Genomic DNA, 25,230 nt, shown 5'->3' with positions numbered 1-25,230 from the left:
GATGAAAGCAGATCTTATTGTATACAACGGAAAAATACACACTTTCAATAAAGAAACTCCGGAAGTTTCTGCAGTGGCCATTAAAGACGGGAAAATTATCGCGGTTGGAAATGACGGACTGGCAGACCAGTTTGCAGATGAATCTACAGAACTTATTGATCTCAGAAAGAAAAGAGTAGTACCGGGAATTAATGATTCTCATATCCATCTGATCCGTGGCGGATTGAATTACAACCTGGAATTAAGATGGGACGGCGTTCCCTCACTGGCCGATGCGCTCAGAATGTTAAAAGACCAGGTAGACCGTACGCCTTCTCCACAATGGGTACGTGTTGTGGGAGGATGGTCAGAATTCCAGTTTGCAGAAAGAAGGATGCCTACTTTGGAGGAAATTAATGCCATTGCTCCGGAAACACCAGTTTTTATCCTGCATTTATACGACAGGGCCTTAATGAACAGAGCCGCATTGAAAGCGGTAGGATTTACCAAAGACACCCCGGCTCCGGCTGGCGGACATATTGAAAGAGATGCTAACGGTGAACCCACAGGGCTGATTATTGCTACACCTAATGCCATGATCTTATATTCAACATTAGCAAAAGGTCCGAAGCTTTCCTACGAGCACCAGCTGAATTCCACAAGGCATTTTATGACAGAACTGAACCGCTTCGGAATTACCAGCGTTATTGATGCCGGCGGAGGATTCCAGAATTTTCCGGACGATTATCAGGTGGTGAACGAGCTGAATGAGAAAAAACAGCTTACCGTAAGGATTGCCTATAATCTTTTTACCCAGAAACCCAAGCATGAATTTGAAGATTTCAGCGATTGGATCGACACGGTAAAATTATATCAGGGCGATGATATGTACCGCCACAACGGGGCAGGAGAGATGCTGGTATTTTCGGCAGCCGATTTTGAAGATTTTCTTCAGCCAAGACCGGATCTGCCTGAAAATATGGAAGCAGATCTTGAAAAAGTAGTGCGTTTACTGGTAGAAAACCGTTGGCCATTCAGACTTCACGCCACCTATAATGAAAGCATCACCCGGTTTTTAAATGTCTTTGAAAAAGTAAACCGTGATATTCCCTTCAACGGCCTGCCATGGATTTTTGATCATGCGGAAACCATTGATGAAAAAAATATCGAAAGGGTAAAAATGCTTGGCGGAGGAATCGCCATCCAGAGCAGAATGGCTTACCAGGGAGAATATTTTGCAGACCGTTATGGTTCCGAAGCCGCAGAAAGTACACCACCTGTGAAAAAAATGCTGGAAATGGGAGTTCCTGTAGGCGGAGGTTCGGATGCCACAAGAGTAAGCAGTTACAATCCATGGGTTTCCATGTATTGGCTGACCGCAGGAAAAACCGTTGGCGGACTTCAACTGTATCACGAGACAAAGCTGGACAGGGCAACCGCATTGGAACTGTACACAAAAGGCAGCGCATGGTTTTCTCAGGAACAGCAGAAAAAAGGCGATATCAGAGTAGGAATGTTTGCTGATCTGGCGGTCCTTGATCAGGATTATTTCACGGTTGATGATGAAGAGATCAAAAATATTGAAGCGGAAATGACCATTGTAGACGGGAAAATAGTCTATGCAAAAGGTACATTCTCATCCTATGCACCACCATCTATCCCTGTGCTTCCGGATTGGTCTCCAACGAATCTTTACAACGGATATTATCCTGCAGGCGGACATTTTCAGAAAGAAATTGAGAAAAATGTAAAGCAGGATTTAAAAGCTCCTTTAGCCTCACAAATTCATAGCTGTACAGGAAGCTGCGATATTCATCATCATAACCATAACCAGGCAAGAATGAGCAATGTGCCCGTTAATAATTACCACACATTCTGGGGAGCTTTAGGCTGTTCGTGCTTTGCTTTTTAACGATCAATACATATGGAAATTATAAAACAGATCCTTTCATCAGATTTAGGTTCACCATTCAATGATGCTTCATTCCTGGTTTTCCGGGTACTCTTTGCGATTCAATTGTTCAGAGTGCATGGTTTAAAGAAATTCAGGCTGGAAAACGGACAAAGGGAAGTCATTCCAAATCCTCTGGGATTGCCTGATCAACTCAATTCCATAGTCGCTTCATTTGCTGATCTGGTGGTTCCGTTTCTGATTATTTCAGGACTGGGAACCAGGCTTGCCGTTTTACCAACCATCGGGGTAACGGCTATCGGATATTTTGTGGTTCACAGAAAAGATTCACTGGAAGTACGGGACGTTCCTTTTATGTATACGCTGTCCCTGTTACTGATTCTTGCCTTGGGAGCAGGAAGATATTCACTTGATTATTACTTATTAAATATATTATAAAATGAAAACTTCAATCGGAATTAAAAACGAAAATTTAGTAAAAGTTGCTGAAGTACTGGTTACCACTTTAGCAGATGAATTTGTATTGTACACCAAAACAAGAAAAGCCCATTGGAATGTGGAAGGACCGGATTTTTACAATAAACACCTGTTTTTTGAAGCACAATACGGACAACTGGACGACATCATCGATGATCTGGCTGAAAGAATCAGGACGCTGGGACATTATGCTCCGGCAACTTTAAGGGAATATCTTGCATTAACCCATTTGTCTGAGCATCATCTGGAATCGAACGACAGTCTGACTTACATCAGAGCACTTCTTTCCGACCACGAAAGCATCATCATTCATCTTCGTGAAAATATTGAAAACTTTGCTGTTGAATTCCGTGATTCAGGGACAAGCGATTATATCACAGGATTACTGGAAACCCATGAGAAAATGGCCTGGATGCTCCGTTCACATTTAAAATAAAAAAATGGAAGTAAAACATAATATCGGTTTTGTCACCTTATTGTTAACCATGATTGCCGGATATTGCGATACCGTGACTTTTGTATCGGCAGACGCCCTTTTTTCGGCACATGTTACGGGAAACTTTATTGTATTTGCTTATCAGTTTGTGAAAGGATCGGATATTCATGCCTGGGTAAAGCTGCTTACGTTTCCGGTCTTTATTCTTGCGGTTATGGCAGGAGGGAGGATTGCCGGGAAAGTCATCAACCATTATACGCTGCTATTCTGGGAAGGAGCACTGCTTTTGTCGGCCGGAATGATTGTTGCCGTTTTCAGTTACTATGGAACATTTTCAGAAGTCGTGATGTATACTGTGGCTATGATTACCGTTTTTGCAATGGGGCTTCAGAATGCTTTCGGGAAGCTGTATGCAAAGGAAACCCATGGCCCGACGACCATGATGACAGGAAATGTAACCCAGGCTTCCCTGGATTTCGGAACGCTCCTATCAAGCGGCTTTCACCACCCTGAAGCATGGACAAGCCTGAAGAAACAGCTGATTACCATTCTTGGATTTCTGGTTGGTTGTTTTTTAGGGGCTTATGCAGGAAAGCAATATGGGCTGGTAACACTGATTTTACCCGGACTGGCAATGATTATCTGCTATTTTTACCACCGTAAAAACTAGCACAGGACTATGGCAGATTACAGGATAATAGATTACCTTTAAAAAATGAATTTCGGCCTTTATTTTTTATCTAAAAATCTACTAAGGATAGTATTTTTTTCGTTGGTTTTGATGTTTTCATGCAGTGTAAAAGCACAGACCAAGGAAAATCCTGCACTGTTGAGAAAACAGATTTCCTCTTCCACCAATACTGCTCAGAAAATCGCTTTATTGCTGCGCCTGAGTAACTATTACATTACTAAAAAAGGAGAGTTGAAAGCCGACCTCGACAGTGCCGCTATTCTGAACCGACAGGCAAAAGCACTCAATATGAAATCCGGAGATCCGTTGTCTGCCGGAAAAATCATATTTCTGGATGCCAAAATATATAAAGAAAGAGGCCGTAAAACGATTGCTTTTTCCAACATGAAACAGGCGCTTTCTTATTTTGAAAAAAATCATTTTAAAGAGCAGGCCGGAGAAGCATACAATGAATTATCATATATGTATGACAATAACCCCGAATATTTTGATACTAAAATCAAACTGAAAGAAAAAGCATTGGAACTGTTTAAGAATTCAGGATCAAAACTGAATCAGGCAGGCGTTTTAAAAGATCTTGGTGAGCTTTACTACATCAAGGAAAATGCTGATAAGGCTCTGAGCTTGCTTAAACAATCCCTGTCTGTTTATCAGTCTGTGAAATTCAAAGAATTACAGAGCGTTTATAACCTTATTTCCCAGGTTGAAATTCAGAAGGCGGATTATGAGGAAGCACTCCGCTATGGTCTTCTGGCAGAAAAAACAGCCGAAAGTGTGAATGATTATTCTTTGCAGATGTGCTCTATTTACAGCAATATCGGAATGGTGTATTATTATCTCCGTAAGAATGACGATGCCATGAAGTATTGGGAAAAATCACTGGCCACGGCAAAGAAAAACAAAGATAACGGCTATATAAGAACGGTAGCCAATAATATTTCTACGATGCTGATCAGGCAGAAAAAGTTTAAGCAGGCCATTATCATGATTCAGGAGTACAGAGAAAAGTATCCCATTGTTGATCAGAATTTTGAAATGTCGGAAAACTATATCCTTTTCAGCACCTACACTATTCTAAAGCAGTTTAACGAAGCGGAAGCCTACTACAAAAAACTGGTGGCCTATTATGGTGAAAATGCAGAAAAAAATAACCAGCAGGCCTCATTGCTCCGGAGCTTTGTTTTCTATCATTACCAGACCCGGAATTTTGATAAAATGTACCGTGAAGCCAGACTTTTTGATTCAATAGCCAAAAATAACGGAAATGATATGCTTCGCTCGGAAAACCATTTAATGTGGTTCAAAGCAGATTCCATACAGGGAAAATACCTTGATGCTATTCAGCATTATCAGCTGTACAAAAAGCTTTCTGATTCTGTTTTTAACGGTGAAAAAAGCAAACAGATCAACAGCCTTAAAATTCAGTTTGAGACAGAACAGAAAGACAAAAATATTCAGCTGCTGACTCAGAAAGCAAAACTGCAGGATATTAAAATTGCCAATGATACCTTTATCAGATATGTCTTTATCGGAAGCATTCTGGCGCTGATCCTTTTTGCTGCTTTGCTGTATAACCGTTCAAGATTAAAAAGCAATGCCAATAAAAACCTTGAACTGAAACGTAAGCAGATTGATGAACAGAACGAACAGCTGAAAAAATTACTTTCCGAGAAAGAATGGCTCTTAAAGGAAATCCATCACAGGGTTAAAAATAACCTGCAGATTGTGATCAGCTTGCTGAATACCCAGTCTGCTTATCTGGATAATGAAGATGCCCTGATGGCCATCCAGAACAGCCAGCACAGAATGCATGCCATGTCTCTGATCCATCAGAAACTTTATCAGTCTGATAATCTTTCAATGATTGACATGTCGTGGTATATTTATGAGCTGATTACCTATATCAAAGAATGTTATTCATCTGACAGGAAAATCAACTTTACGGTGGATACTGATAAAGTGTTTCTTGATGTTGCACAAGCCGTTCCTATGGGACTGATCGTCAATGAAGCAGTCAATAATACCGTAAAATATGCATTTCCGGATGACCGGAAAGGGGAAGTTTTCGTTTCATTCAAAAATACAGGCGAAGACCTTTGTGAACTGATGATTTCAGATAATGGAGTAGGACTTCCTGAAGATTTTAATATCGAGGAAACAGAATCGTTGGGAATGAATCTGATGCGCGGACTTACCGATCAGCTGGACGGAACCTTCCACCTCGAAAACAAAGGGGGCTTAAAAGTCACCATTACCTTCAGAAAAAATACAGAAATAACTCCTTCAAATTAAAGGCTGATTATTATGAAAGAAAAAATATTAATTGTAGAAGATGAATTTATTGTAGCCAATGATCTCAAACTGATGCTGATGAAGGCCGGCTATCAGGTCACTGGAATTGCATCTTCAGTGGTTCAGGCCAGGAAACTGATTGCAGACAACAAGCCGGATTGGGTACTTCTTGATATCATCTTAAAAGGTGACCTTACAGGAATTGATCTTGCCTGGGAACTGCGTGAAATGCACCTGCCTTTTCTTTATATTTCAGCCAATACCAACCAGTCTACCCTGGAAGCAGTGAAAGAAACACAGCCCTACGGATTTATGGTAAAGCCTTTCCGGGAACGTGACATGATTGTTATGCTTGACATTGCCAGATACCGCTATGACATGGAAAGAGGCTGTGAATTGTGCACTGATACCGGAAATAATGAAGTCATTGAAGGAATTATCGGAAAAAGCAAGGTACTTCAGGACGTGGTTGAAAAAATAAGGGTAGTGGCTCCTACAGACACTTCTGTTCTGGTGGTTGGGGAAAGCGGAACGGGAAAGGAAAAAGTGGCCCATTCCGTTCATGAGCTTTCAGAGCGTAAAGCTCATCCTATTGTCGTGGTCAACTGTGCTGCACTGCCGCATGCGCTTATCGAATCCGAGCTTTTCGGACACGAAAAAGGAAGCTTTACCGGAGCCAATACATTGAGGATCGGAAAGTTTGAGCAGGCCAACGGTGGAACCGTCTTCCTGGATGAAATAGGGGAGCTGCCACTGGATTCACAGGTTAAACTGCTGAGGGTTTTACAGGAAAAAGAAATCGAACGGCTCGGAGGAAATAATACGGTTAAAGTAAACGTAAGAATTGTGGCAGCGACCAACCGTTCTCTGGAAAAAGAAGTGGCGGAAGGAAGATTCAGGCTGGATCTGTATTACCGTTTGAATGTTTTCCCTATTGAACTGCCTCCGTTGAGAGAAAGAAAGGAAGATATTGTATTGCTGGCCCATTTTTTCCTGAATAAATATGCCGCTGCTTCGAGAAGAAATATCACTTCTATCAGTGAAAAAGCATTGGAACAGCTGCTGAATTATCACTGGCCCGGCAATATCCGTGAGCTGGAGCATTTGATCGAACGAAGTGTTCTTTTAACCAAAACCACAGAAATAGAAAGTTTTGATCTGCCTAAAATCGTTGAAAAACCTACAGAAACACAAGGGCCGCTGAAATCATTGGAAGATATGGAAAGAGATCATATTATGACTGCACTTCAGTCTTCAGGTGGAAAAGTTTCCGGGCCGGGCGGTGCTGCAGAACTGCTGAAGATACAAGCTCAGACTTTATATTCCAAAATGAAAAAACTGGGAATTGACAAAGGGTATAAATAATTCCGAGGAAAGCTAGCCGGAGACCCTATTTTCTTTCAATTTTTTAATCATAATTCTTCAAATAATTTGAGGACAAAATCATTATGTCTTTACAATCTTAAATCAATCAGGTAATTATGGAAAAAGAAACGCTCAGAATAGAAGGATTCAGTGATGGTGTTTTTGCAATAGCCGTTACGCTTTTGGTGCTGGATCTTCATTTTCCTGAAGAACATTCAATACAAAACGGGAATGATCTGCTGATCTTTCTGAAGAATCAGTGGCCGGCATTTCTGGCATTTATCCTTTCATTTATCAGCATTTTCATCATGTGGGTGAATCATCATAAGATCTTCAAACAGATCTACAGCCGGAATTCAGCGATTATGTTTGCGAATGGGCTAATCCTTTTTCTGGTTTCAGCAGTTTCTTATCCTACCGCTTTGCTGGCAAGATATTTTGACGGTGGAGCTTCCTCTGTTGTCGTAGCCCTCTATACCGGTATTTTCGTTCTGATCAATCTTGCTTACAATTTATTATGGTTTCTGGCCACCCGGAATAAAAAACTTTTGCGCCCAGGTATTACCGATACGGCTATAAAAAAGATCCATAATAATTACCTGTATGGGCTTCCTATTTATGTGATTGCATTAATCCTGTCGTTCTGGATCCCGGCCTTGTCGTTGCTGATCATTTTAGGACTCTGGATTTTCTGGGCTTTGTCTTCCGGGAAAATAGAAATGGGGCTTGACAAACATTATTCAGATCCCCTGAAATAGTGCTTTTTCTCTATTCCGAGCTTCTGCATTTTGGAAATAAGCGTTGTAGGTGGTAATCCCAGCAGTTTCGCCGCACCTGTTTCCCCGAAAATACGGCCGTTACATTTTTTGATTATTTTTAAAATATATTCCTTTTCGAATTCATGCAATGTTTTAACCTGAAAATCCTGATCCGTATTTTGAGAGTTAATAACTTTCGGAAAATCCATTTCTCTGATGATATCTCCTTTTGCCGTCAGCATACTTCTTTCAACCATATTTTCCAGTTCACGGATATTACCCAGCCATGGATTGGCAATCATCATTTTGACTACGTTTTGAGAAAAACCATTAATCTTTTTGCCTGTTTTCGGGTATAATTTCTCCAGGAAATAGTCTGCCAGCAAAGGAATATCCTCTTTTCTTTCCCGCAAGGCAGGAAGATGGATAGGAAATACATTCAGCCTGTAAAAAAGATCACTTCTGAATCGGCCTTCCGCCACCTCTTTTTCAAGATTCCTGTTGGTGGCCGTAATGATCCTTACATTCACCTTAATCCTTTTGTTTCCCCCGATTCTTTCAATTTCTTTTTCCTGAAGAACCCTCAGAAGCCTGGCTTGTAATTCCAGAGGTAGTTCGCCAATTTCATCCAGAAAAATGGTGCTGTTGTGAGCCTGTTCAAACTTTCCTTTCCGCTGCTCTGTTGCTCCGGTAAAACTTCCTTTTTCATGACCAAAGAGTTCAGATTCTATTAAATTGGCAGGAATAGCCGCACAGTTTATCCTGATCATTTTCTTTCCCGAAAATTCGGAAAGTTCATGAACCGCCTGTGCTATAAGTTCTTTTCCCGTACCCGTCTCTCCAAAGATAATCACATTGGATTGTGATGGAGCTACCTGTGAGATTTTTTCGAAAATGAGCTGCATCGCTTCACTTTGCCCCACAATTCCCTGAAAGCCGTGTCTGCTTTTCTTGTCTTCTTCAATTTCTTTCGGAAAGTCCCGGATATTTCCCTGAAATGTTTTCAGTTGCTCCTGAACATCTATATTATGGAAGGTAATGGAAAGCTGGGTAGAAATGCCATTTAAAATTCTTTCCGGAATTGTATCTCTTGAAATAAAGCTTTTGTAGAAAAGAAAGAGTACATTTTTACTTTCACTGACAGCCGGCAGTCCCAATCCGACAGCCATCCGCATCCCCGAATTTTTAGCTTTGGTAAAACAGGAAGGAAGGGGTGACGGTTCTTTAAGATCAAAAAGAAGAGGCTCCGCAGAATCAAGACAGTTTTTTACATACCTGTCAAGCTGTTGGTCTGTGGTATGATTCTGATTTTCAGTCCCGCTGCCTAATATTTCAATATTTCCTTTTACATCCCTGATCATCATACAATCATTGAATCCCAGTTCAGTTTTGAAAGATGTGTTGATAACAAGCTGAAGCTGTTTCTTATCTAAAATGGTAGACAACTCTTTGGTTAAACGGGAAATCATAAGCTGTTCTTTCTGCATTTCCTGCAGGCGTTTCATCATTTCTGCATTGGGATCAGAAGGCTTACTCATAGAAAATTCTTACTTGAAAGTTTAAAGATAGGAAAAATTGAAAAAGATCTGCATGTGAGTGGTTACAATACCTGAAATAAAAAAAGATGAACCGTTAAAGTTCATCTTCAATATATTGAAAAAGAGATGGTTTTTTAAGATCTGATAAATTCAAGAAGGTCTTTGTTGATGGTTGGATGCTCTGTAGTCGGCATACCGTGAGGGAAACCAGGATAGGTAATCAGTTTTCCGTTCTTTAATAATTTAATTGATTTTAATGCCGCATTGGCAATAGGAACGATCTGGTCATCTTCGCCATGCATTACCAAAACAGGAATGTCAACAGCTTTTAAATCTTCCGTTAAATCTGTTTCTGAAAAAGCTTTGATCCCATCATAATGAGCAACAATTCCTCCCATCAGCCCCTGTCTCCACCAGTTTCTCTGTACTCCGTCCTTTACATTCGCTCCTTCTCTGTTGTAGCCGTAGAAGGGGAAAGTCAGATCATAATAAAACTGATTTCTGTTGTTCATCGTCTGTTCCCTGATATTGTCGAAAACTTCCATAGGAACGCCGTCAGGATTGTTCTCACTTTTTACCATCACCGGTGGAATGGCACTGATCAGAACCGCTTTCTTAGCTCTTCCATTCGAGTATTTATTCACATAACGGATCACTTCACCACCGCCTGTTGAATGCCCGATGTGTACAACATCTTTCAGATCTAAAAATTCAACCAGCTCAGCGGCATCAGAAGCGTATTGTTCAATAGTATGATTATAAATATTCTGGCTGGAACGGCCATGACCTCTTCTGTCGTGGGTAACCACTCTGTAGCCTTTCTGTAAAAAGAAAATCACCTGTGCATCCCAATCGTCTGATGATAAAGGCCATCCGTGGTGAAACATTAATACAGGTCCTTCTCCCTGATCTTTGTAAAAAATTTCTGTTCCGTCTTTTAATGTTAATGTGCTCATTGTTGTTTATTTTAATGTTATAAATTGATTTTGTTTAAATATTTTTCTGATTAATAGGCTGTGTTTTCACGTACCAACTGGAAAAGGTCTTCGGCACCGCCATTGAATTTATTTCCGTTAATGAAAAATGAAGGAGTTCCGTTCACTCCGCTGATGATACCGCTTTCAAAGTCTGTATCTACCTTTTCTGCTAATTCCTTCTTATGAATATCAACTTTGAATTGGGGAATATTTAATCCCAGTTTTTCTGCAAGCTTTAACGGAAGATCAGCATTCAGGTATTCCTGGTTTTCATAAATAGCATCATGCATTTCCCAAAATTTTCCCTGCAAAGCTGCCGCTTCTGCCGCCAGTGCTGCCGTTCTTTCATACTGATGCATTTCTGACAGCGGAAAATTTCTGAATACAAATCTGATCTGATCTCCGAATTCTTTCATTAATTCTTTAAGAACCGGATAGGCTGCTCCGCAGTAAGGACACTGATAATCCCCGTATTCTACAATGACTAAGCTGGCATCTGAGTTGCCCTGAGTGTGGTCAGCATTGCTGACTGATGGTTTAAGTGACATAATTATTTCGTGTTAAGGTTTTCTAATGCTTCTAAAATTCCGTCTGCGCCAGGATTGATGGCGGTGGGAGAGAGATAGCTCCATTCGATGATGCCGTCTTTATTGATGACAAAAAGAGCTCTGTTGCATTCTCCTTCTTCGTCATTGTAAACACCATATTTCCTGGCTGTTTCTCCTTTGGCTTCAAAGTCTGCAAGCAGTGGGAAGTGCAGGTTCCTGGATTGTGAAAATGCCAGGTGGCACCATTTGCTGTCTACGGAAATTCCGAAAATCTCCGCATCATATTTTTTGAAATACTTCAGCATTTCGTTGTATAATGCCATCTGGTCACTGCACACCGGGCTCCAGTCTGCCGGGTAAAATGCAAGGATAACGTTTCGTCCTCTGAATTCGGATAAGGTAATTTTCTGATCCGGGGTTGCAAATAATGTAAAATCAGGGGCAACCGTATTTTTTTCTAGCATAGGATTAATTTTTAATCGTTGTAATTGGCATTGTGAATGCACAGATGAGCAGTAAGGCTGCCGGAAACATCAACGTCCAGTTTCCTGAATAAGAGAGCAGGAAAGGAGCTACTAAAGCACCGGAGAGAAAGCCCATCCATAAGAATAACAAATGAAAGATATTTACTTTGTATTCCTTCCGCTTCTCTGCCTGATCACTCATGACAAAAAGAGCAGCTGTTCTTGCCAGGCTGTTTAAAGTTCCTGTCACAAAATCGGTGTTGATCTTTTGGTTACCTACCGATGTGACAATGGTATTCATAAGACCCATTGAGAAACCGATAACAGCTATAGACACTTCATGGGCAATATGCTCATAATAATCAGTGATACTGTAAAGGATCATGATGCCGGAAACTGTGTAGAAGATCATCTTTGTGCTTCTGAACTTCTTTGATAATGATAGACACGTTCCTGTATAAATCCCCGCCAGAAAAAAGATGATTACAATGACAGAACTGATGATAACACCATGTTTTTCACTGAAAACTGCTGCACCTAACTGGGTTGTATTGCCACTCATAAAAGAAACGTAGGTTTTCCATCGTATCAGTCCTGTAGCATCTGTATATCCTGCGATAAAAGCAAGGAATACTGCCAGTTTCTCCTGTGTTCTGACGGTCTTGTCAGGAAGCAGGATTTTTGTTTCCGGAAGCACAGGCGCTATTTTCCAGGTTTGATGAATACTTTCTTTTCCGGAAATTTTTCTATTTCTCCTTCCTTCAGTCCGAAATTGGTGATAACCACATCTTTCGGGTTTCCTGCCAGCCATTCGCTGATATCAATGGATTCATAGGTGCCGCTATTAAATCCGATCAATACTTTACATACGGTATCTCCGGTATTTTTGATATAATGCCCGGCTCCCATAGGGACATAGCCTACATCACCGGCATTGAACTGTTCTGTGACAGATACTCCTTCCGCCAGGAATACCGACATTTCTGCCTGTCCGGATATAAAATACTGCCATTCGTCTGCATTAGGATGCCAATGCATTTCTCTTAATGCACCGGGTTGCAGCTCCAGTACAGAACCGGCCATTGTGGTGCTGATCGGAAATTCCTTACGGGTAACCAGTCTCTGCAGCCCTCCGCCAGGAATGATTCTTGGCTGCTGGGAATGCAGAGGATAGCGGTGAAGGCTTGTCAGTTCAATGTCTGATTCCTCGGGACGGGCTGCGGCGTTCACAGATAATTCGTCAGGAACAACTCCCGCTGCGAAGTAAACCTCTTTCTGTGGAAGTTCTGCTACTTCTTCAAGGCTTAGTCCTAAATTCTGTGCAACGATTTCAGGTGGCACACTTGACACAAAATCTGTAACGCTGAAGGTATGGTCTTCCGAAAAATTACCGTTGTCGAAAATCAGGATAAAGTGGCATTCCTCTGTTCCGGTAGCCTGGATGGAATGTCCGTACCCTTTCGGGAAATACCATACGTCACCGGGTTCAAAATTATCGGTATAACTCTGTCCTTCCGGATGGATAATCGTTGTACGTACTGTTCCTGAAATTACATACGCCCATTCTGCGGCATTGGCATGCCAGTGAAGTTCTCTCATGCTTCCGGGCTGTAATCTCATGGAAACTCCGGCAATGCCTACAGAAGCAGGGAATTCTTTTACGGAAGCGCCTCTTGTTGTACCGCCGTCACTGGTACGCGGTTCTTTTTTTTCTAATTCGTATCTGAAACTTAATGATGATGGATTCATAGTATTATTTTTTTGTGATTAATTTTCTTTGTTTTTGCTATTGTAAAGCTACTCCTGAATTTTACTTTTTCTTGATGTCATTCGGTGAAAAGGCAAAATGAGTCGTTGAGGATATGAAGGGCTTGCCACTTTCTTAAAAAGGCTGGTTGTATTGCCCTGTCAGTGCTTTATTTTCAATGCTTTTTGCAAAATTTGGAGTTTCCTCATGATTATGGGCATCAGAAGCGGCCTGTCTTGATGCAGCGGCATCAGCAAGGTTGATCCCGTGTTCTTTCAGATATTCAAACATTTCGGGAGTGGCTGTCGCATGAATTTCATTGGTGTAAAGACAGGTGTTTTCATCGATCTTTGTCACTTTCAGTTCCCATAGAACCTGAACTTTTGTACGTCCGTTTTTGGTAATTGAATCAGAGATGGAAAGCATGCGGCAGTAATCAGGACGGTGAATATCTGCAACATAATGCTGTACCATCAGTGCATCTCCAATCGTTTCTACGTTTAAAGACACTGGTTGGCCATCAAAAGTAACTGAAATAGCAGCTCCGATATGCTGGGTAGAGCAGCGCTGGTATTCGGCGTCCGGCAGATTAAGCAGCCAGTCTGCGATATTCACTTTTTCAATGGGTGCATGGATGATGGCGCTTACGCTTGAGTGAGATAGTGCGTTTTCGGGAGTTTGTAAGATTTCCATAGTTGTTGATTTTGATTGTTATGTTATTGATGAGGTAAAGCTACAAACCGGTTGTTCTCATTTTTAATGCTGTTCGGTCAACAGGCGAAAACTGTCGTTCAATAAGCTGGTGAGGTTCAAATGGTAACAGGACGAGGTTCCTGAAAACAAAAAAATCACTGTGGGTTACAGTGATTGATGAAAGATAATTTTTAAATGTGGCTATTTATACAGCCATTTTTTAATCAGTTTGGTATAATTAGGCATTACATCAAACACCATCAGAAAAACAATAATTCCGGAATTGATGAATCCGTCAAAATAATGATTGGCTGGAATATGTAAAAACCGTAAAAAAGGAATGATCAAAGCAGGAATAAGAACCGACAGCGGATAAATGGCAGACCAGGTCGCCAGAAACTGTTTCCAGCGTACCGGAACTTTATTCCCTTCATTTTCTGTCGTAAAAAGAAAATCAAGCCCGGATCTGATCTGGTAATGGTCGTTTTTCCTGAACAGTGGATTCGCTTTCTCAATAAGCTTTTTCCGGTTATCCGATTCCATCCAGCTTTTAAGATGGTTAATCGTATCAAAACGGATAATGACGGTATACACAAAAGTCAGATCGGGAATCGGCCGAATAATCTGCAGATCAATAAAGCCTTCAGAATGTTTGGTGACAGGCACAATTTCGTCCAGCCATTTTTCATACTGTGATTGTTTTCCATCCAGAATATGATGGGTAATCACTACGGAGGCACCCTGATTTTCCATAACTGATTTTTTATGGGTTAATTTAATATGCTCTTTTATACTGCCACGGAATTTCTGTTTCAACACCTAATGCTCTTGCTGAATGAATGGCAAAATAAGGATCTCTAAGATGTTCCCGGGCGATAATCACCAGATCTGCATCTCCATTGGCAATGAGATCATTGGCCTGTTCCGCTTCGGTAATCATTCCCACAGCTCCTGTCAGAATCCCGGTCTGTTCTTTAATGGCTTTTGCAAAAGGAACCTGATATCCTGGAAATACCATATCCTTGCGTACATTGGTAAATCCACCGCCGGATGCCGTAATGAAATCTACACCGTTTTCTTTTAGGATTTCCGAAAGTCTTATACTGTCTTCCAGAGTCCAGGCTTCCTCCGATTCTATATAGTCAGTGGAAGAAATTCTTACGAAAAGAGGCATTTCAGCAGGAATAGCTTTTCTGATTTCCTGAACGGTTTCCACAAGAAAACGGATCCTGTTTTCAAAACTTCCGCCATATTCATCCTGTCTTTTGTTGATCACTGCGGAATAAAACTGATGGAACAGGTAACCATGCGCTGCATGCAGTTCAATGGTATCAAAGCCTGCTTCAAGAGCACGAAGGGCTGCTTTAACGAATTTCGTCTTTAGTCCCTGGATCTCATCAATGGTGAGCTCTTCAGCAAAAACTCCGTTGAATTCCCGGGCAGAAGATGATTTTACCGTCCAGCCTCCTTCTTCCGGAGTGAGAGGTTTCATTCTTTCATTGGGATGTTTCAGGCTGCCTTTTCCTCCTGCATGCCAGAGTTGAACCCCTATTTTGGCATCCTGTTCATGCACAAAATTTACGATGTTTTTCCAGGCATTTTTCTGTTCATCGTTCCAGATCCCTACATCGGATAATGTAGCCAGACCTTCTTCTGAAACGGCTGTACATTCGGTAAGGATCAATCCTGCACCGCCGACAGCCCTGCTTCCAAGGTGAACGAGATGCCAGTTGCCGGGAACTCCGTTTTTAGCGCTGTATTGCTGCATAGGAGATAGTGCAATCCTGTTCTTTAAGGTAAGACTGCGAATGTGTATGGGTGAAAATAAATTCATTTTTTCTTATTTTTAAATTGTTTTTGAAAATGCTTCAGCTTCGGAAACTGCTTCTGCCAGAACTTTCTGTACTTCTGTCAGTATTTTTTGCAGATCAGAGCTTTCTGCTGATGCTGTTTCAAGAATATCAAGTTTTTCCTTTAACAGAGGATGTAATCCCATGATGGCAATGCTGGATTTCAGATCATGAGCCCACAGTTTCACCTCCTGAAAATCTTTGTTTTCGTAAGCCGTTGTCAGTTTCTGTAGGTGATTGGGAATATTCTCAATAAACTGTTGAGTGACCATTTGTTCGAAGCTTTTGTCGCCACCGCTTACCGCCTGCATATAAGAGAGATCAATATACTGATAGTCAGATGACGGATTTTCGGTTTTCTTTTCGTTTTTATTATGTTCTTTAAACCCGAGTTTAGAAATCAGCATAAACAGCTCTTCTTCATTGACAGGCTTAGGAATATATTCGTTCATCCCACGGCTCAGGCATCTTTCTCTTTCGCCTGCCAGCGCATGGGCGGTCATTGCGATGATCGGAATATCCAGTCGGAGTTCTTCCCGTATTTTTTGGGTGGCAGCATATCCATCCATCTGCGGCATCTGTATATCCATTAAAACCAGGTCGCATGCATTGCTTTTGAGATAACTTACTCCTTCAAGACCATTCGATGCAATATGAAAATCAATATTCCACTGGGAAAGTAAATGTTTCATCAGGCTTTGATTGATCACATTATCATCAACCACCAGTACTTTCAGGGGCGTATTGGATTTATCTTTAAAATAGTGGGGATCAACAGCTGGAATGACAGTAAGCTGTTCCTCAGCAATTCCGTAAGGAATATAGAAATGAAATGTAGTTCCTTTGCCCTGTTCACTGCTCACCTCGATGTTTCCGTTCTGAAGTACAATTAAGCTTTTCACGATGGATAAGCCTAATCCTGTTCCACCGTAATTTCTTGTTGTTGAGTCTTCTCCCTGGTTGAATCTTTCGAAGATTTCAGTGAGCTTTTCTTTGTCAATTCCAATTCCCGTATCTGAAATTTTAAATCCCAGAACAGCTTCCTTCTCTGTTTGCTGTTTACTGTAGATTTCAACAGAAATATTTCCCTGATGGGTAAATTTTATGGCATTTCCGATGAGGTTCACTAAAATCTGGGTCAGTCTTGTGGCATCTCCCACCAATGTGTCAGGAATGGAAGGATCAATCGTACTGGATATGGTAAGTCCTTTTTCTCTGGCCCGTTCTGTAAAAAAAGTTTCTACGGAATTAACCAGTCCGTTAATGCTGAAAATTCCAGGGGTAATCCGCATCATTCCGGCTTCTATTTTAGATAAATCAAGAATATCATTGATGATGGCCATCAGGTTTTCTCCGGAACGCTGTATGGAAGAGACAAATTCTGCTGAGGTTTCGTCCAGTGGACGTTTTTGCAGCAGATTGGTAAACCCGAGAATTCCGCTTAAAGGAGTTCTGATTTCATGGCTCATATTGGCAAGGAAGTTTTCTTTGGTCTGTGCTGCTACCAATGCTTTTTTTTCGGCAATATCAAGTTCGTTTATAAGTAATCTCTGGCGTTTAAACTGACGAAGAATGTGATAGCCTACGACAGAACCTCCCAAAATCAGTAAAACCAATATTGAAATGTCATAAAATCTTGCTTTCTGCCCCATTTCCTCACTTTTCTGGCTGAGTTCAACCATATTCAGCTTTCTGCTTTCATATATTTTAGCCGTGATGCTGGTAATTTCATTAGAAATTTTTCGTGCACGCGGATTGGCAATGGAGGTATTATCGTCCATGTTTCCAACAGAAAGATAACGGTGCAGGAGTTTATCTTTGGTTGTTTTCTTTTCCATGGCAAGAACGCTTAACCTGTGGATCAGCTTTTCTTCTTCGGCGTTTACATTGTCTTTGGAAAGAGAATCCAGGAAATTTTCAATCTGACTGATTTTTTGGTCGATGCCTTCAAGATGGGTGGTATCATTCGTTGCAATAGAAGCTCTGATTCTGCTTTCCACCCCCAGAATATCACGGTCAATCTCCCGTAAATGATTGCTTGAACGCAATTCGCTCAGCAAGGTATTGTTATTCTGAATCAGTGCCTTGGTATTTCCTGCAGAATTGAGCTGAACAGCTATCAATAGGAGTGATCCCGCAATAAAAGTCAGGATAATAAAATAGCTGAATCGTTTGTTATCCATTACTGAAGATATATTTTTCATAAATAACGGTCTGATTTAAGATAAAAAATTCCGGTGAAGAGTCGGGGGTACTCCGGGTCCATTCACAAATAGAGATCAAAAGATGGACAAACATGCCAGATGTCTGTCAATGCTAAAAGACATTCATTCTTGTATTGAGTGCCTTACGGTATGCATCCGCTACGGGAATGAATTTACCGTTGATCATAATACCGCCGTCCTGAAGGGTGTCAATTTTGCCTACAGAAACAATATAGGAACGGTGGACTCTTATAAAATGATCCTTGGGAAGACGTTCTTCGGCAGTTTTCATTTTACCGTGAATGGCAAACATCTTTTCTTTGGTGTAAAACTTTACATAATCACCCATGGCTTCTGCGTAGAAAATATCATCCAGTTTTAAGCGCCTTGTAATATTGGAATCCCTTACAAAAAGAAACTCATCCCTTGTGATTTCCACATTTTCTTTTCTGCTTTCAAGAATCGTCTGTGCCTTGCTTACAGCCTGCAGAAATCTTACCGGCATAATGGGCTTCAGAAGGTAATCTGCAATATTAAGCTCAAAGGCTTCCAGTGCATATTCTTTTTTCGAGGTCGTGAAAATGATGATGGTCTCTTTACCGGAAAGCGTTTTCGTGAGTTCAATTCCTGTCATTTCCGGCATTTCTATATCAAGAAATATCAGATCTACTGAATTGGACTGAAGATAATGATAAGCTTCTATGGCATTGGAAAACTCGCTGACAATGGAAAGATCCGGAACCTGTTTGGCGAGATGGGCTAATGTTGTTCTTGCAATATCATTATCATCCACGATTAAGGCTTTCATAGGTATAGTTGTTTATGATTCACACAAAGATAATTATAACTTTTTTATTTTATGTTATCTGAAATAGGAGCGGATCATCCAGGCCATTTCTTCATGAGCTTCCATCAGGCCTGTAATGAAATCACTGGTGCCATAATCTTTGTACTTTTCTGCAAATGGAGTGATGTTTCCGCGGAGAAATTCAATGATGCTTTCATGGTCACTTAATAAATCTTTCATGTATCCGAGGCCATCGTTTGTTCTTTCACTGTATTCCGTTAAATGAGTCAGTTCCAGATAGATTTTCATAGTCGCCGGTGCATAATGTCCGATTTTACGCATTCTTTCTGCCACGCTGTCAATCAGTTCATCCAGTTGTTTGTACTGTTCTTCAAAGAAAATATGATTGGCATGGAAGTTATCTCCGGTTACGTTCCAGTGGGCATTTCTTGTTTTGATGTAAAGCAGTGTTTCATCTGCTAATAGTTTTGCTAATTGTTCTGCAACAGCTTCTGTGTTTTTTTCTGTAATTCCGATTTTTGTTTTCATAATAATAAGATTTTAGTTGAGCATTATTGCTTTTTTCTGGTGTAAAGGTCTTCAATAACGCAACAAAACGGCTTGGAATTTCGATGAACGGGCAGAATCAGTCGGTGAAAAGCGGACAATTTCCACTTTCCATAAGTTTCAAAATAATATAACACATAATTTTATCAACTGCAGAGATGCTTTCTTAAAAAATCAAGACTGCCTTCCGCCAGCTCCTGGGCATCATGAGGTGATTTCTGCCACAAAGAAACCTGTTCCTGCATTCCGGGAATTGAGGAAGAGAAATTTTCAAGAACGAGATTCCCTTCAAAATTGATATTTTTCAATGCTGAGAAAAACTCTTCCCAGTTGACAGTTCCTTCTCCCGGCATACCCCGGTGGGATTCTGTAACATGAATATGCTTCAGCATTTTTCCGGAATTGATAATCGGATCATAGAAATTATTTTCCTCAATATTCATATGAAAGGTATCAAGGTGGAGGAAAAGATTATTTTTGCCTGTTTTCTTTATAAGTTCCAGGACATTTTCTGCCGTATTGCAGACATAGGATTCATAGCGGTTAATAGGCTCTATGGCAATATCGATACTTTTGGTTTGGGCGTAATCCGCCACATGGCACCACACATCAGCAATGATTTCTTTTTCGTTTTCTGTAAGTGGTTTTCCTGTAAAAACACTGATTCCGCCATGCAGGACACCAGCCAGAAGATGGGTTTCCAGTTCATCAACTTTATCAATTGCTTTTTTAATAAGCTTTTCCGCAGCTTCAGGATAGAACGCAATATGAGCGTCTTTGGGAAGGTTCAGCGAGCATACCGCTTCAAGATGGTTGTCTTCCAGCTGTCTTTTTACGGTTTTTGCATTAAAATCCATTGATGCAGGTAACAGTATTTCGATCAGATCAAATCCGGCCTGAGCCGTTTTTTCTATCGCATATTTTCCAGATTCCGCATTCCATAGCGGAGTGATCCAGGAGAGTAGGGAAGCTCCTAACTTTATATTCATTATATTTTTTTATTTAATTTAAAAAATCCACCATTCTGTTCGTATTCCGAAGTAAGTCCCGTATCTTTTGGCTCCTGACTGATGTAAAAACGGTGAGTAAAGACTGTTCATAGCTTCATCATTATACCTTGATACTTCTGCAATAAAACGGATGTGGGGTCTTGCCCAGACGCTTCTTTCAGCGGTAGGTACGATGGTAGGAGCCAAAACCAGCTTCATCATTGATTCTGCATCCTGGATTCCGTTTTTTCGTGTTGCATAGTGAAATTCCGAAAGAATATGAAACCAGTTGTTGTAATAATAAGTGGCTCTGATTCCCGTATTAAATTCTGTTTTTTTGTTGAAAATTTCACGGTTATAATAGTCCATCGCTTTGTCAGTACTGGTTGACCCTCCCTTACTTTTGGTGAAAACGGCATAGGGATTAAGCGACCACCGGTTTGAGATATTCCAGAGGAAATGTTCAACAACCGTAAAAGAGTAAGCTCCTTTATATGTTTTTGTGATCTCATCAGGTGCTCCGTAGGTTCGCCAGGTCTGTGTATTACCATTATCACCTCCATTGGCAATTCCTGTCCCGTATCTTACAGAAATCTGATTGAATGAACCCGGAATTGTTGTTGGAATATCTGTATTTAATTTAGCTCCAAAAACCCAGCCCTGATCTGATGGATATTGCTCTACGGAATTTTCCCCTGATTTTTCTACATGATGAAATTCCGCCATCAGTTTCAACTTGTGTTTTGTATTTTTAAATGGCAGCGTCTGCTCAAGGACAAAAACCTCCCTTTGTCTGTAGATCAGGTTTTTTGATCCACTGATCACATTGGTGTAAGAATATGGAGTGGAGTTGCTGGCTGTGGTATCAATAACTGCCGGGAAAAACATTGAAAACCTTGTGTTTTTATGTCTTAGTCCCCAACCGGTTGCCGAATGGTCATCAAAATAAAAGTAATCTGCAATGTGAATGTCATCATATCTCAGCCATCTTGATCCGGCCCAAACATCCCAGTCACTTCCCATAATGTTTCTGGCCTCAACAAAGGCTTCCGGTAAGGCAACAATCATTCCCTGATTGGATTTTGAGTCTACATTTCCCAGAAAAGTCCCTCCTGAATAAAAGCTCAATCTTGCCTGCATATCGATCTTTGTACTTTTTGTACTGTCACCGTTCACCACCGGGCTAAAATGGAAGGCTGGTAAGAAATCTACGTAATCTCCCTGATCCATTCTGCCTCCTAAAGATCCCTGATTGTTCAGATTCAGCTGTCTTCCTGTTTTTCCATCGGCATTCGGAGAATAACCGGCTCCGATTCTTCCCGTTGTTCCGAAGGAAAATTTCTTATTGGTTATCGTGATCTGGGCATTAATTTCCCTGCCAGCACACGTAAGTAACATGAGCCAGGCTAATAAAAGCTTTGTTTTCATAGGGATTATTTAAGTGTTTTAGGCTTGTAGTACTTTAATGCAAATAATAAAATAACAACATAACATAGAATAGGAAGCAGATACGCATGAGCAATATCTTTTTCAGCAATTCTTCCCATGATCGGTGGAAAAACAGCTCCTCCAAACATGGCCATAACCAGGAATGAGGAAGCCTGCTGAACTTTAGATCCTAATCTTTTAAGCCCAAGACTAAATATGGTAGGATACATCACACTCAGGAACAGATTGAGCAAAATAAGGCTTACAAATGATATCCATCCGAAACTTTGGGAAATAATCAGGCACAGAACAATATTACATGCGGTAAAAATAGCCAGCAGTTTGTTGGGAGCAATAAATCTCATCAGGAAAGTTCCGATAAATCTTCCGATCATCATCATGGCCATACTTAAAGAAAAGTAATAGGAAGCCTGTATTTCCGGAAGGTGCATTTTTTCTACACCGTAATTGATAAAATAAGCCCAGGTTCCGCCCTGTGCGGCAATATTAAAAAACTGGGCAATAACTGCAAATATAAAATGTCTCTGCTTATAAAGCGGTGCATGTGGATCTGATACACTAAGGTCTTCTCCTTTTTCATTGTCTGAAATGATGATATCTTCCGCATGAGGGTCTTTCAGATCAGGAACTCTGATAAAGCTGAAAATAATAGTAATCGCAAGAATGACAATCCCAATCCAGGTATAAAGATTTTTTACTGAATCCAGTGATCCAGATCCGGAATCAGGAGTTCCGAAAATAAAATAACCGCCTAAAAGAGGACCGATAATAGCTCCCAGACCATTAAAAGACTGGGCAAAATTAACCCTCTGATCACTCGTTCTTTCATCACCAAGAGCTGCTACAAAAGGATGGGCTACCGTTTCAAGGGTTGCCATTCCCATTGCCAGAACAAAAAGAGCAAGTCTGAAAAAGTTAAAAGAAGAAGTATTGGCTGCCGGAATAAACAAAAAAGATCCCAGTGCAAACAATGAAAGTCCCAGGATGACCCCTAATTTGTAACCGAACTTTTTCATAAACAGGCCTGCCGGAACGCCCATCAATGCATATGCCCCAAAAATGGAAAGTTGTACCAGCCCTGATTTGGACTTCGAAATGTGAAGAACGTTCTGGAAATGCTTATTCAGAACATCACCCATGGTAAGGGCAATAGCCCAGAAAAAGAATAAAGAGGTAACAAAGGACAGGATGATATAGTATTTCTTATCTGTAAATTTTGGAGTATTCATATCGTTGTTTTTAAGAGGTTTTACAGCTGTTTTTTTCTCTGAATGCCTTGAATTCTTCATAGGTATAATCCGGACATGCTCCTGATTTCGAAGTGATAAAGGCTCCCAGTGAAGTTGCCTGTTTCATGATCTCTTCCGGCGATTTTCCCTGAATTCTTTTAGACAGAAACCCGGCCAGAAAAGAATCCCCACTGCCCACAGTATCTGCAATTTCAATATGAACTGCCGGAAAATCATACGCAGTATCCCCTACAAAATATCTGGCGCCTTTACTTCCTTTGGTAAGGACAATTTCATTCAGGTTGAAATAAGCCTGAAGATGTTTGATGCTGGTATCTTCATCAATATAGTCTTCACCGAGATATTCAAGAATTGTTCTGAGCTCTGCCTTATTCATTTTAACAAGGTCAGATTTGTGCAATAATTTTTTAATGAATTCAAAATCGATGAAAGGAGGGCGGAAATTAACATCAAAAACCCTGAACTTTGAATATTCCAAAAGTTGCAATAGCGTATTTTGTGAAGCTTCACTTCTGGTGATCAGACTTCCAAAAACAAATGCTTCTGAATTTTGTATCAGTTCTTTGTGTTCCGGCAGAGGTTGGATATAGTCCCAGGCAACCTCCTGTACAATATCATATACAGCTTCACCATGCTCATCAAAATCAGCAATTACAGTTCCTGTAGCCTTTTCCTGGTCTACCTGAATGAAATCTGTTGTTATTCCCCAATTCTGAATTTGGTTAAGAAGGCGGTGCCCTAATTCATCATTTCCTATACGGCTTAGCATTTTGGTGTCGATTCCCATTTTAAAAAGATTGTAGGCAACATTAAATGGCGCACCACCAGCTCTGGATCCGGAAGGGAAGATATCCCACAGAACTTCTCCGAAACATACCACGTGATTTAATTTATTTTTTATCATAGTTAGTTAAACGTTTAAGTTATTATTTAAAAAAAATGATTGATATAGATTTGATTATTTTAAAGATGCTTTGGCAATCAGTTTTGCGGATAATGTTATTCTTTTACCTGTTGCTGCATAATGGTTAATTTGTCCGTCCAGAAGCTTGATAGCCTCTTCAGCCATTTCTTCAATCGGCTGCTGGATGTAGGTAATCTCCGTAGGGAAGAGGTCATAGGCATCCGTTTCATCAAATGCCAATACTGAGACCTGTTCCGGAACTTTTATATTGTTTTTAACGAGATAGGAAAGCCCTGCTACCGCAAGTTTATTACTGGAAAAATATAACGCAGTATTTTCTGGAGTTTTGCCCAACGTACTTTCAAGCTTAGAATGTACCTCCTGTACTATATTTTCCAATCCTACCAGAAGATATTGAATTTCAACTGTTTTGCTGGAAGAGCTTACCGCTTTCTCAAAGCCATGCTGGCGGTCCAGAAGGTGTGGAAGATCAGTTTCATAGCCTATATAGATCATTTTGTCAAAGTTCTTATTAAGAAGCAGGCTGGCCGTGTTTTCCGCAATCTCTTGATTATCAATGGTAATTCCGGGAACAGAAACCCCTTTAAGATATCTGTCAATCGTTACAACAGGATATTTAATATGAATAAGGTTTTCAAGTGTCTTTTCTGATCCTGCTACGGGAGCAACGATCATTCCGTCTACCTGCTGCTGCGAAAAAAGCTCGGTAAGTTTTTTAAATTTTTCTGCATTTTCATCAGAACTGCCGATGATCAGGGTATAACCCAACTTTAAAGCTTTATCTTCAAGGTTTCTTGCCATATGGGAATAGAAGTCATTGGAGATATCCGCCACGATTAATCCAAGAAGCTTTGTTTTATTAGTTTTAAGGCTTTTTGCGATTTTATTCGGGGTATAGTTAATCGTTTCAGCAATTTCAAAAATTTTTTTCCGGGTCTCCTCACTGATACGCTGCCCTTCCTTTCTGTTAAGAACATAAGAAACGGTGGCTACGGAAACTCCTGCCAGTTTAGCAATATCTTTTATGGAAGACCTTTTCATCTTATTTTTTAATGCACAAAAATATTTCAGAAAATAGTAAAAAAACAATAGCTGTTTTTTTTGGTGGTTTCCGAAAAATATGTAATTTCGCAATTTTTTAAAAAATAATCAACGTTTTCATTATCAGTGCTTTAGATTATTGTTGTCTTTTTTAATATGAATAAATTGTTAACTTATTTAATATAGAGATTAAATTTGGGTTAAACGTTTATCCAATAAATTTAATTTTTAGATTTAAATAGCTGGAAACTAAGTTTTATATCTAATAATAAAAAAACATAATAATGAGAG

Annotated in this window: 24 protein-coding genes; 7 read left to right on the top strand and 17 right to left on the bottom strand. The window is 40.4% G+C overall.

Annotated elements, in window-relative coordinates:
* Position 1: 1 nt before the first annotated feature.
* The 7 genes from AC5YGI_RS19060 (at position 2) to AC5YGI_RS19030 (ending at position 7,910) form a co-directional block, all read left to right on the top strand.
* Complete coding sequence (locus AC5YGI_RS19060) at positions 2-1,891, top strand: amidohydrolase (protein ID WP_496169284.1); 1,890 nt, start codon at positions 2-4, stop codon at positions 1,889-1,891.
* A 12-nt stretch (positions 1,892-1,903) separates the two neighbouring features.
* Positions 1,904-2,329 carry a DoxX family protein gene (locus AC5YGI_RS19055; protein WP_496169283.1) on the top strand — a complete coding sequence of 142 codons (426 nt, stop codon included), beginning with the start codon at positions 1,904-1,906 and terminating at the stop codon, positions 2,327-2,329.
* Position 2,330: 1 nt separating this feature from the next.
* Positions 2,331-2,804, top strand: a complete 474-nt coding sequence (locus AC5YGI_RS19050; RefSeq protein ID WP_496169281.1) for a Dps family protein — start codon at positions 2,331-2,333, stop codon at positions 2,802-2,804.
* Positions 2,805-2,808: 4 nt separating this feature from the next.
* On the top strand, positions 2,809-3,474 hold the full coding sequence (locus AC5YGI_RS19045; RefSeq protein ID WP_496169279.1) for a YoaK family protein: 666 nt from the start codon (positions 2,809-2,811) through the stop codon (positions 3,472-3,474).
* Between the two features lie 45 nt (positions 3,475-3,519).
* Positions 3,520-5,787, top strand: a complete 2,268-nt coding sequence (locus AC5YGI_RS19040; RefSeq protein WP_496169277.1) for a tetratricopeptide repeat-containing sensor histidine kinase — start codon at positions 3,520-3,522, stop codon at positions 5,785-5,787.
* Between the two features lie 12 nt (positions 5,788-5,799).
* Positions 5,800-7,152 carry a sigma-54-dependent transcriptional regulator gene (locus AC5YGI_RS19035; RefSeq protein WP_496169276.1) on the top strand — a complete coding sequence of 451 codons (1,353 nt, stop codon included), beginning with the start codon at positions 5,800-5,802 and terminating at the stop codon, positions 7,150-7,152.
* A gap of 116 nt (positions 7,153-7,268) precedes the next feature.
* On the top strand, positions 7,269-7,910 hold the full coding sequence (locus tag AC5YGI_RS19030) for a TMEM175 family protein (RefSeq protein WP_496169275.1): 642 nt from the start codon (positions 7,269-7,271) through the stop codon (positions 7,908-7,910).
* Here AC5YGI_RS19030 and AC5YGI_RS19025 read toward each other — a convergent pair.
* The 17 genes from AC5YGI_RS19025 to AC5YGI_RS18945 form a co-directional block, all read right to left on the bottom strand.
* On the bottom strand, positions 7,889-9,448 hold the full coding sequence (locus AC5YGI_RS19025; protein WP_496169273.1) for a sigma-54 interaction domain-containing protein: 1,560 nt from the start codon (positions 9,446-9,448) through the stop codon (positions 7,889-7,891). The two genes, AC5YGI_RS19030 and AC5YGI_RS19025, sit on opposite strands and share 22 nt — an antisense overlap.
* Before the next feature lie 134 nt (positions 9,449-9,582).
* Entirely contained in the window at positions 9,583-10,404 is an 822-nt protein-coding gene (locus AC5YGI_RS19020; RefSeq protein ID WP_496169272.1) for an alpha/beta fold hydrolase, read from the bottom strand.
* Positions 10,405-10,454: 50 nt separating this feature from the next.
* On the bottom strand, positions 10,455-10,973 hold the full coding sequence (locus AC5YGI_RS19015; RefSeq protein ID WP_496169271.1) for a DsbA family protein: 519 nt from the start codon (positions 10,971-10,973) through the stop codon (positions 10,455-10,457).
* Positions 10,974-10,975: 2 nt separating this feature from the next.
* Positions 10,976-11,437 carry a redoxin domain-containing protein gene (locus AC5YGI_RS19010; RefSeq protein WP_123899497.1) on the bottom strand — a complete coding sequence of 154 codons (462 nt, stop codon included), beginning with the start codon at positions 11,435-11,437 and terminating at the stop codon, positions 10,976-10,978.
* Positions 11,438-11,441: 4 nt separating this feature from the next.
* On the bottom strand, positions 11,442-12,134 hold the full coding sequence (locus AC5YGI_RS19005; RefSeq protein WP_496169270.1) for a YoaK family protein: 693 nt from the start codon (positions 12,132-12,134) through the stop codon (positions 11,442-11,444).
* 5 nt (positions 12,135-12,139) lie between these two features.
* Positions 12,140-13,186, bottom strand: a complete 1,047-nt coding sequence (locus tag AC5YGI_RS19000; protein ID WP_496169269.1) for a cupin domain-containing protein — start codon at positions 13,184-13,186, stop codon at positions 12,140-12,142.
* Between the two features lie 133 nt (positions 13,187-13,319).
* Positions 13,320-13,877 carry a hypothetical protein gene (locus AC5YGI_RS18995; RefSeq protein ID WP_496169268.1) on the bottom strand — a complete coding sequence of 186 codons (558 nt, stop codon included), beginning with the start codon at positions 13,875-13,877 and terminating at the stop codon, positions 13,320-13,322.
* A gap of 201 nt (positions 13,878-14,078) precedes the next feature.
* On the bottom strand, positions 14,079-14,630 hold the full coding sequence (locus tag AC5YGI_RS18990; protein ID WP_496169267.1) for an antibiotic biosynthesis monooxygenase: 552 nt from the start codon (positions 14,628-14,630) through the stop codon (positions 14,079-14,081).
* A 22-nt stretch (positions 14,631-14,652) separates the two neighbouring features.
* Positions 14,653-15,711, bottom strand: a complete 1,059-nt coding sequence (locus AC5YGI_RS18985; RefSeq protein ID WP_496169266.1) for an NADH:flavin oxidoreductase/NADH oxidase — start codon at positions 15,709-15,711, stop codon at positions 14,653-14,655.
* Positions 15,712-15,723: 12 nt separating this feature from the next.
* Positions 15,724-17,931 carry a hybrid sensor histidine kinase/response regulator gene (locus AC5YGI_RS18980; RefSeq protein ID WP_496169265.1) on the bottom strand — a complete coding sequence of 736 codons (2,208 nt, stop codon included), beginning with the start codon at positions 17,929-17,931 and terminating at the stop codon, positions 15,724-15,726.
* Between the two features lie 112 nt (positions 17,932-18,043).
* Positions 18,044-18,739: a LytR/AlgR family response regulator transcription factor gene (locus AC5YGI_RS18975; RefSeq protein ID WP_002978774.1), complete on the bottom strand. Its 696-nt coding sequence runs from the start codon at positions 18,737-18,739 to the stop codon at positions 18,044-18,046.
* 54 nt (positions 18,740-18,793) lie between these two features.
* Entirely contained in the window at positions 18,794-19,267 is a 474-nt protein-coding gene (locus AC5YGI_RS18970) for a Dps family protein (RefSeq protein WP_110011611.1), read from the bottom strand.
* A 164-nt stretch (positions 19,268-19,431) separates the two neighbouring features.
* Positions 19,432-20,274: a sugar phosphate isomerase/epimerase family protein gene (locus AC5YGI_RS18965; RefSeq protein ID WP_496169264.1), complete on the bottom strand. Its 843-nt coding sequence runs from the start codon at positions 20,272-20,274 to the stop codon at positions 19,432-19,434.
* An 18-nt stretch (positions 20,275-20,292) separates the two neighbouring features.
* Entirely contained in the window at positions 20,293-21,702 is a 1,410-nt protein-coding gene (locus tag AC5YGI_RS18960; RefSeq protein WP_496169263.1) for a carbohydrate porin, read from the bottom strand.
* A gap of 5 nt (positions 21,703-21,707) precedes the next feature.
* Positions 21,708-22,952, bottom strand: a complete 1,245-nt coding sequence (locus AC5YGI_RS18955; RefSeq protein ID WP_496169261.1) for a sugar MFS transporter — start codon at positions 22,950-22,952, stop codon at positions 21,708-21,710.
* Positions 22,953-22,962: 10 nt separating this feature from the next.
* The gene (locus AC5YGI_RS18950) at positions 22,963-23,877 is read right to left on the bottom strand and encodes a carbohydrate kinase family protein (protein ID WP_446106090.1); all 915 of its coding nucleotides are present in this window, start codon (positions 23,875-23,877) and stop codon (positions 22,963-22,965) included.
* Between the two features lie 54 nt (positions 23,878-23,931).
* Positions 23,932-24,939: a LacI family DNA-binding transcriptional regulator gene (locus tag AC5YGI_RS18945; protein WP_446106089.1), complete on the bottom strand. Its 1,008-nt coding sequence runs from the start codon at positions 24,937-24,939 to the stop codon at positions 23,932-23,934.
* Positions 24,940-25,230 lie beyond the last annotated feature (291 nt).

This window comes from Chryseobacterium sp. CS3K3.1 (assembly GCF_059515165.1).
The sequence above is the reverse complement of the archived record's forward strand: the minus strand, read 5'-3'. Positions and strand labels throughout refer to the sequence as shown.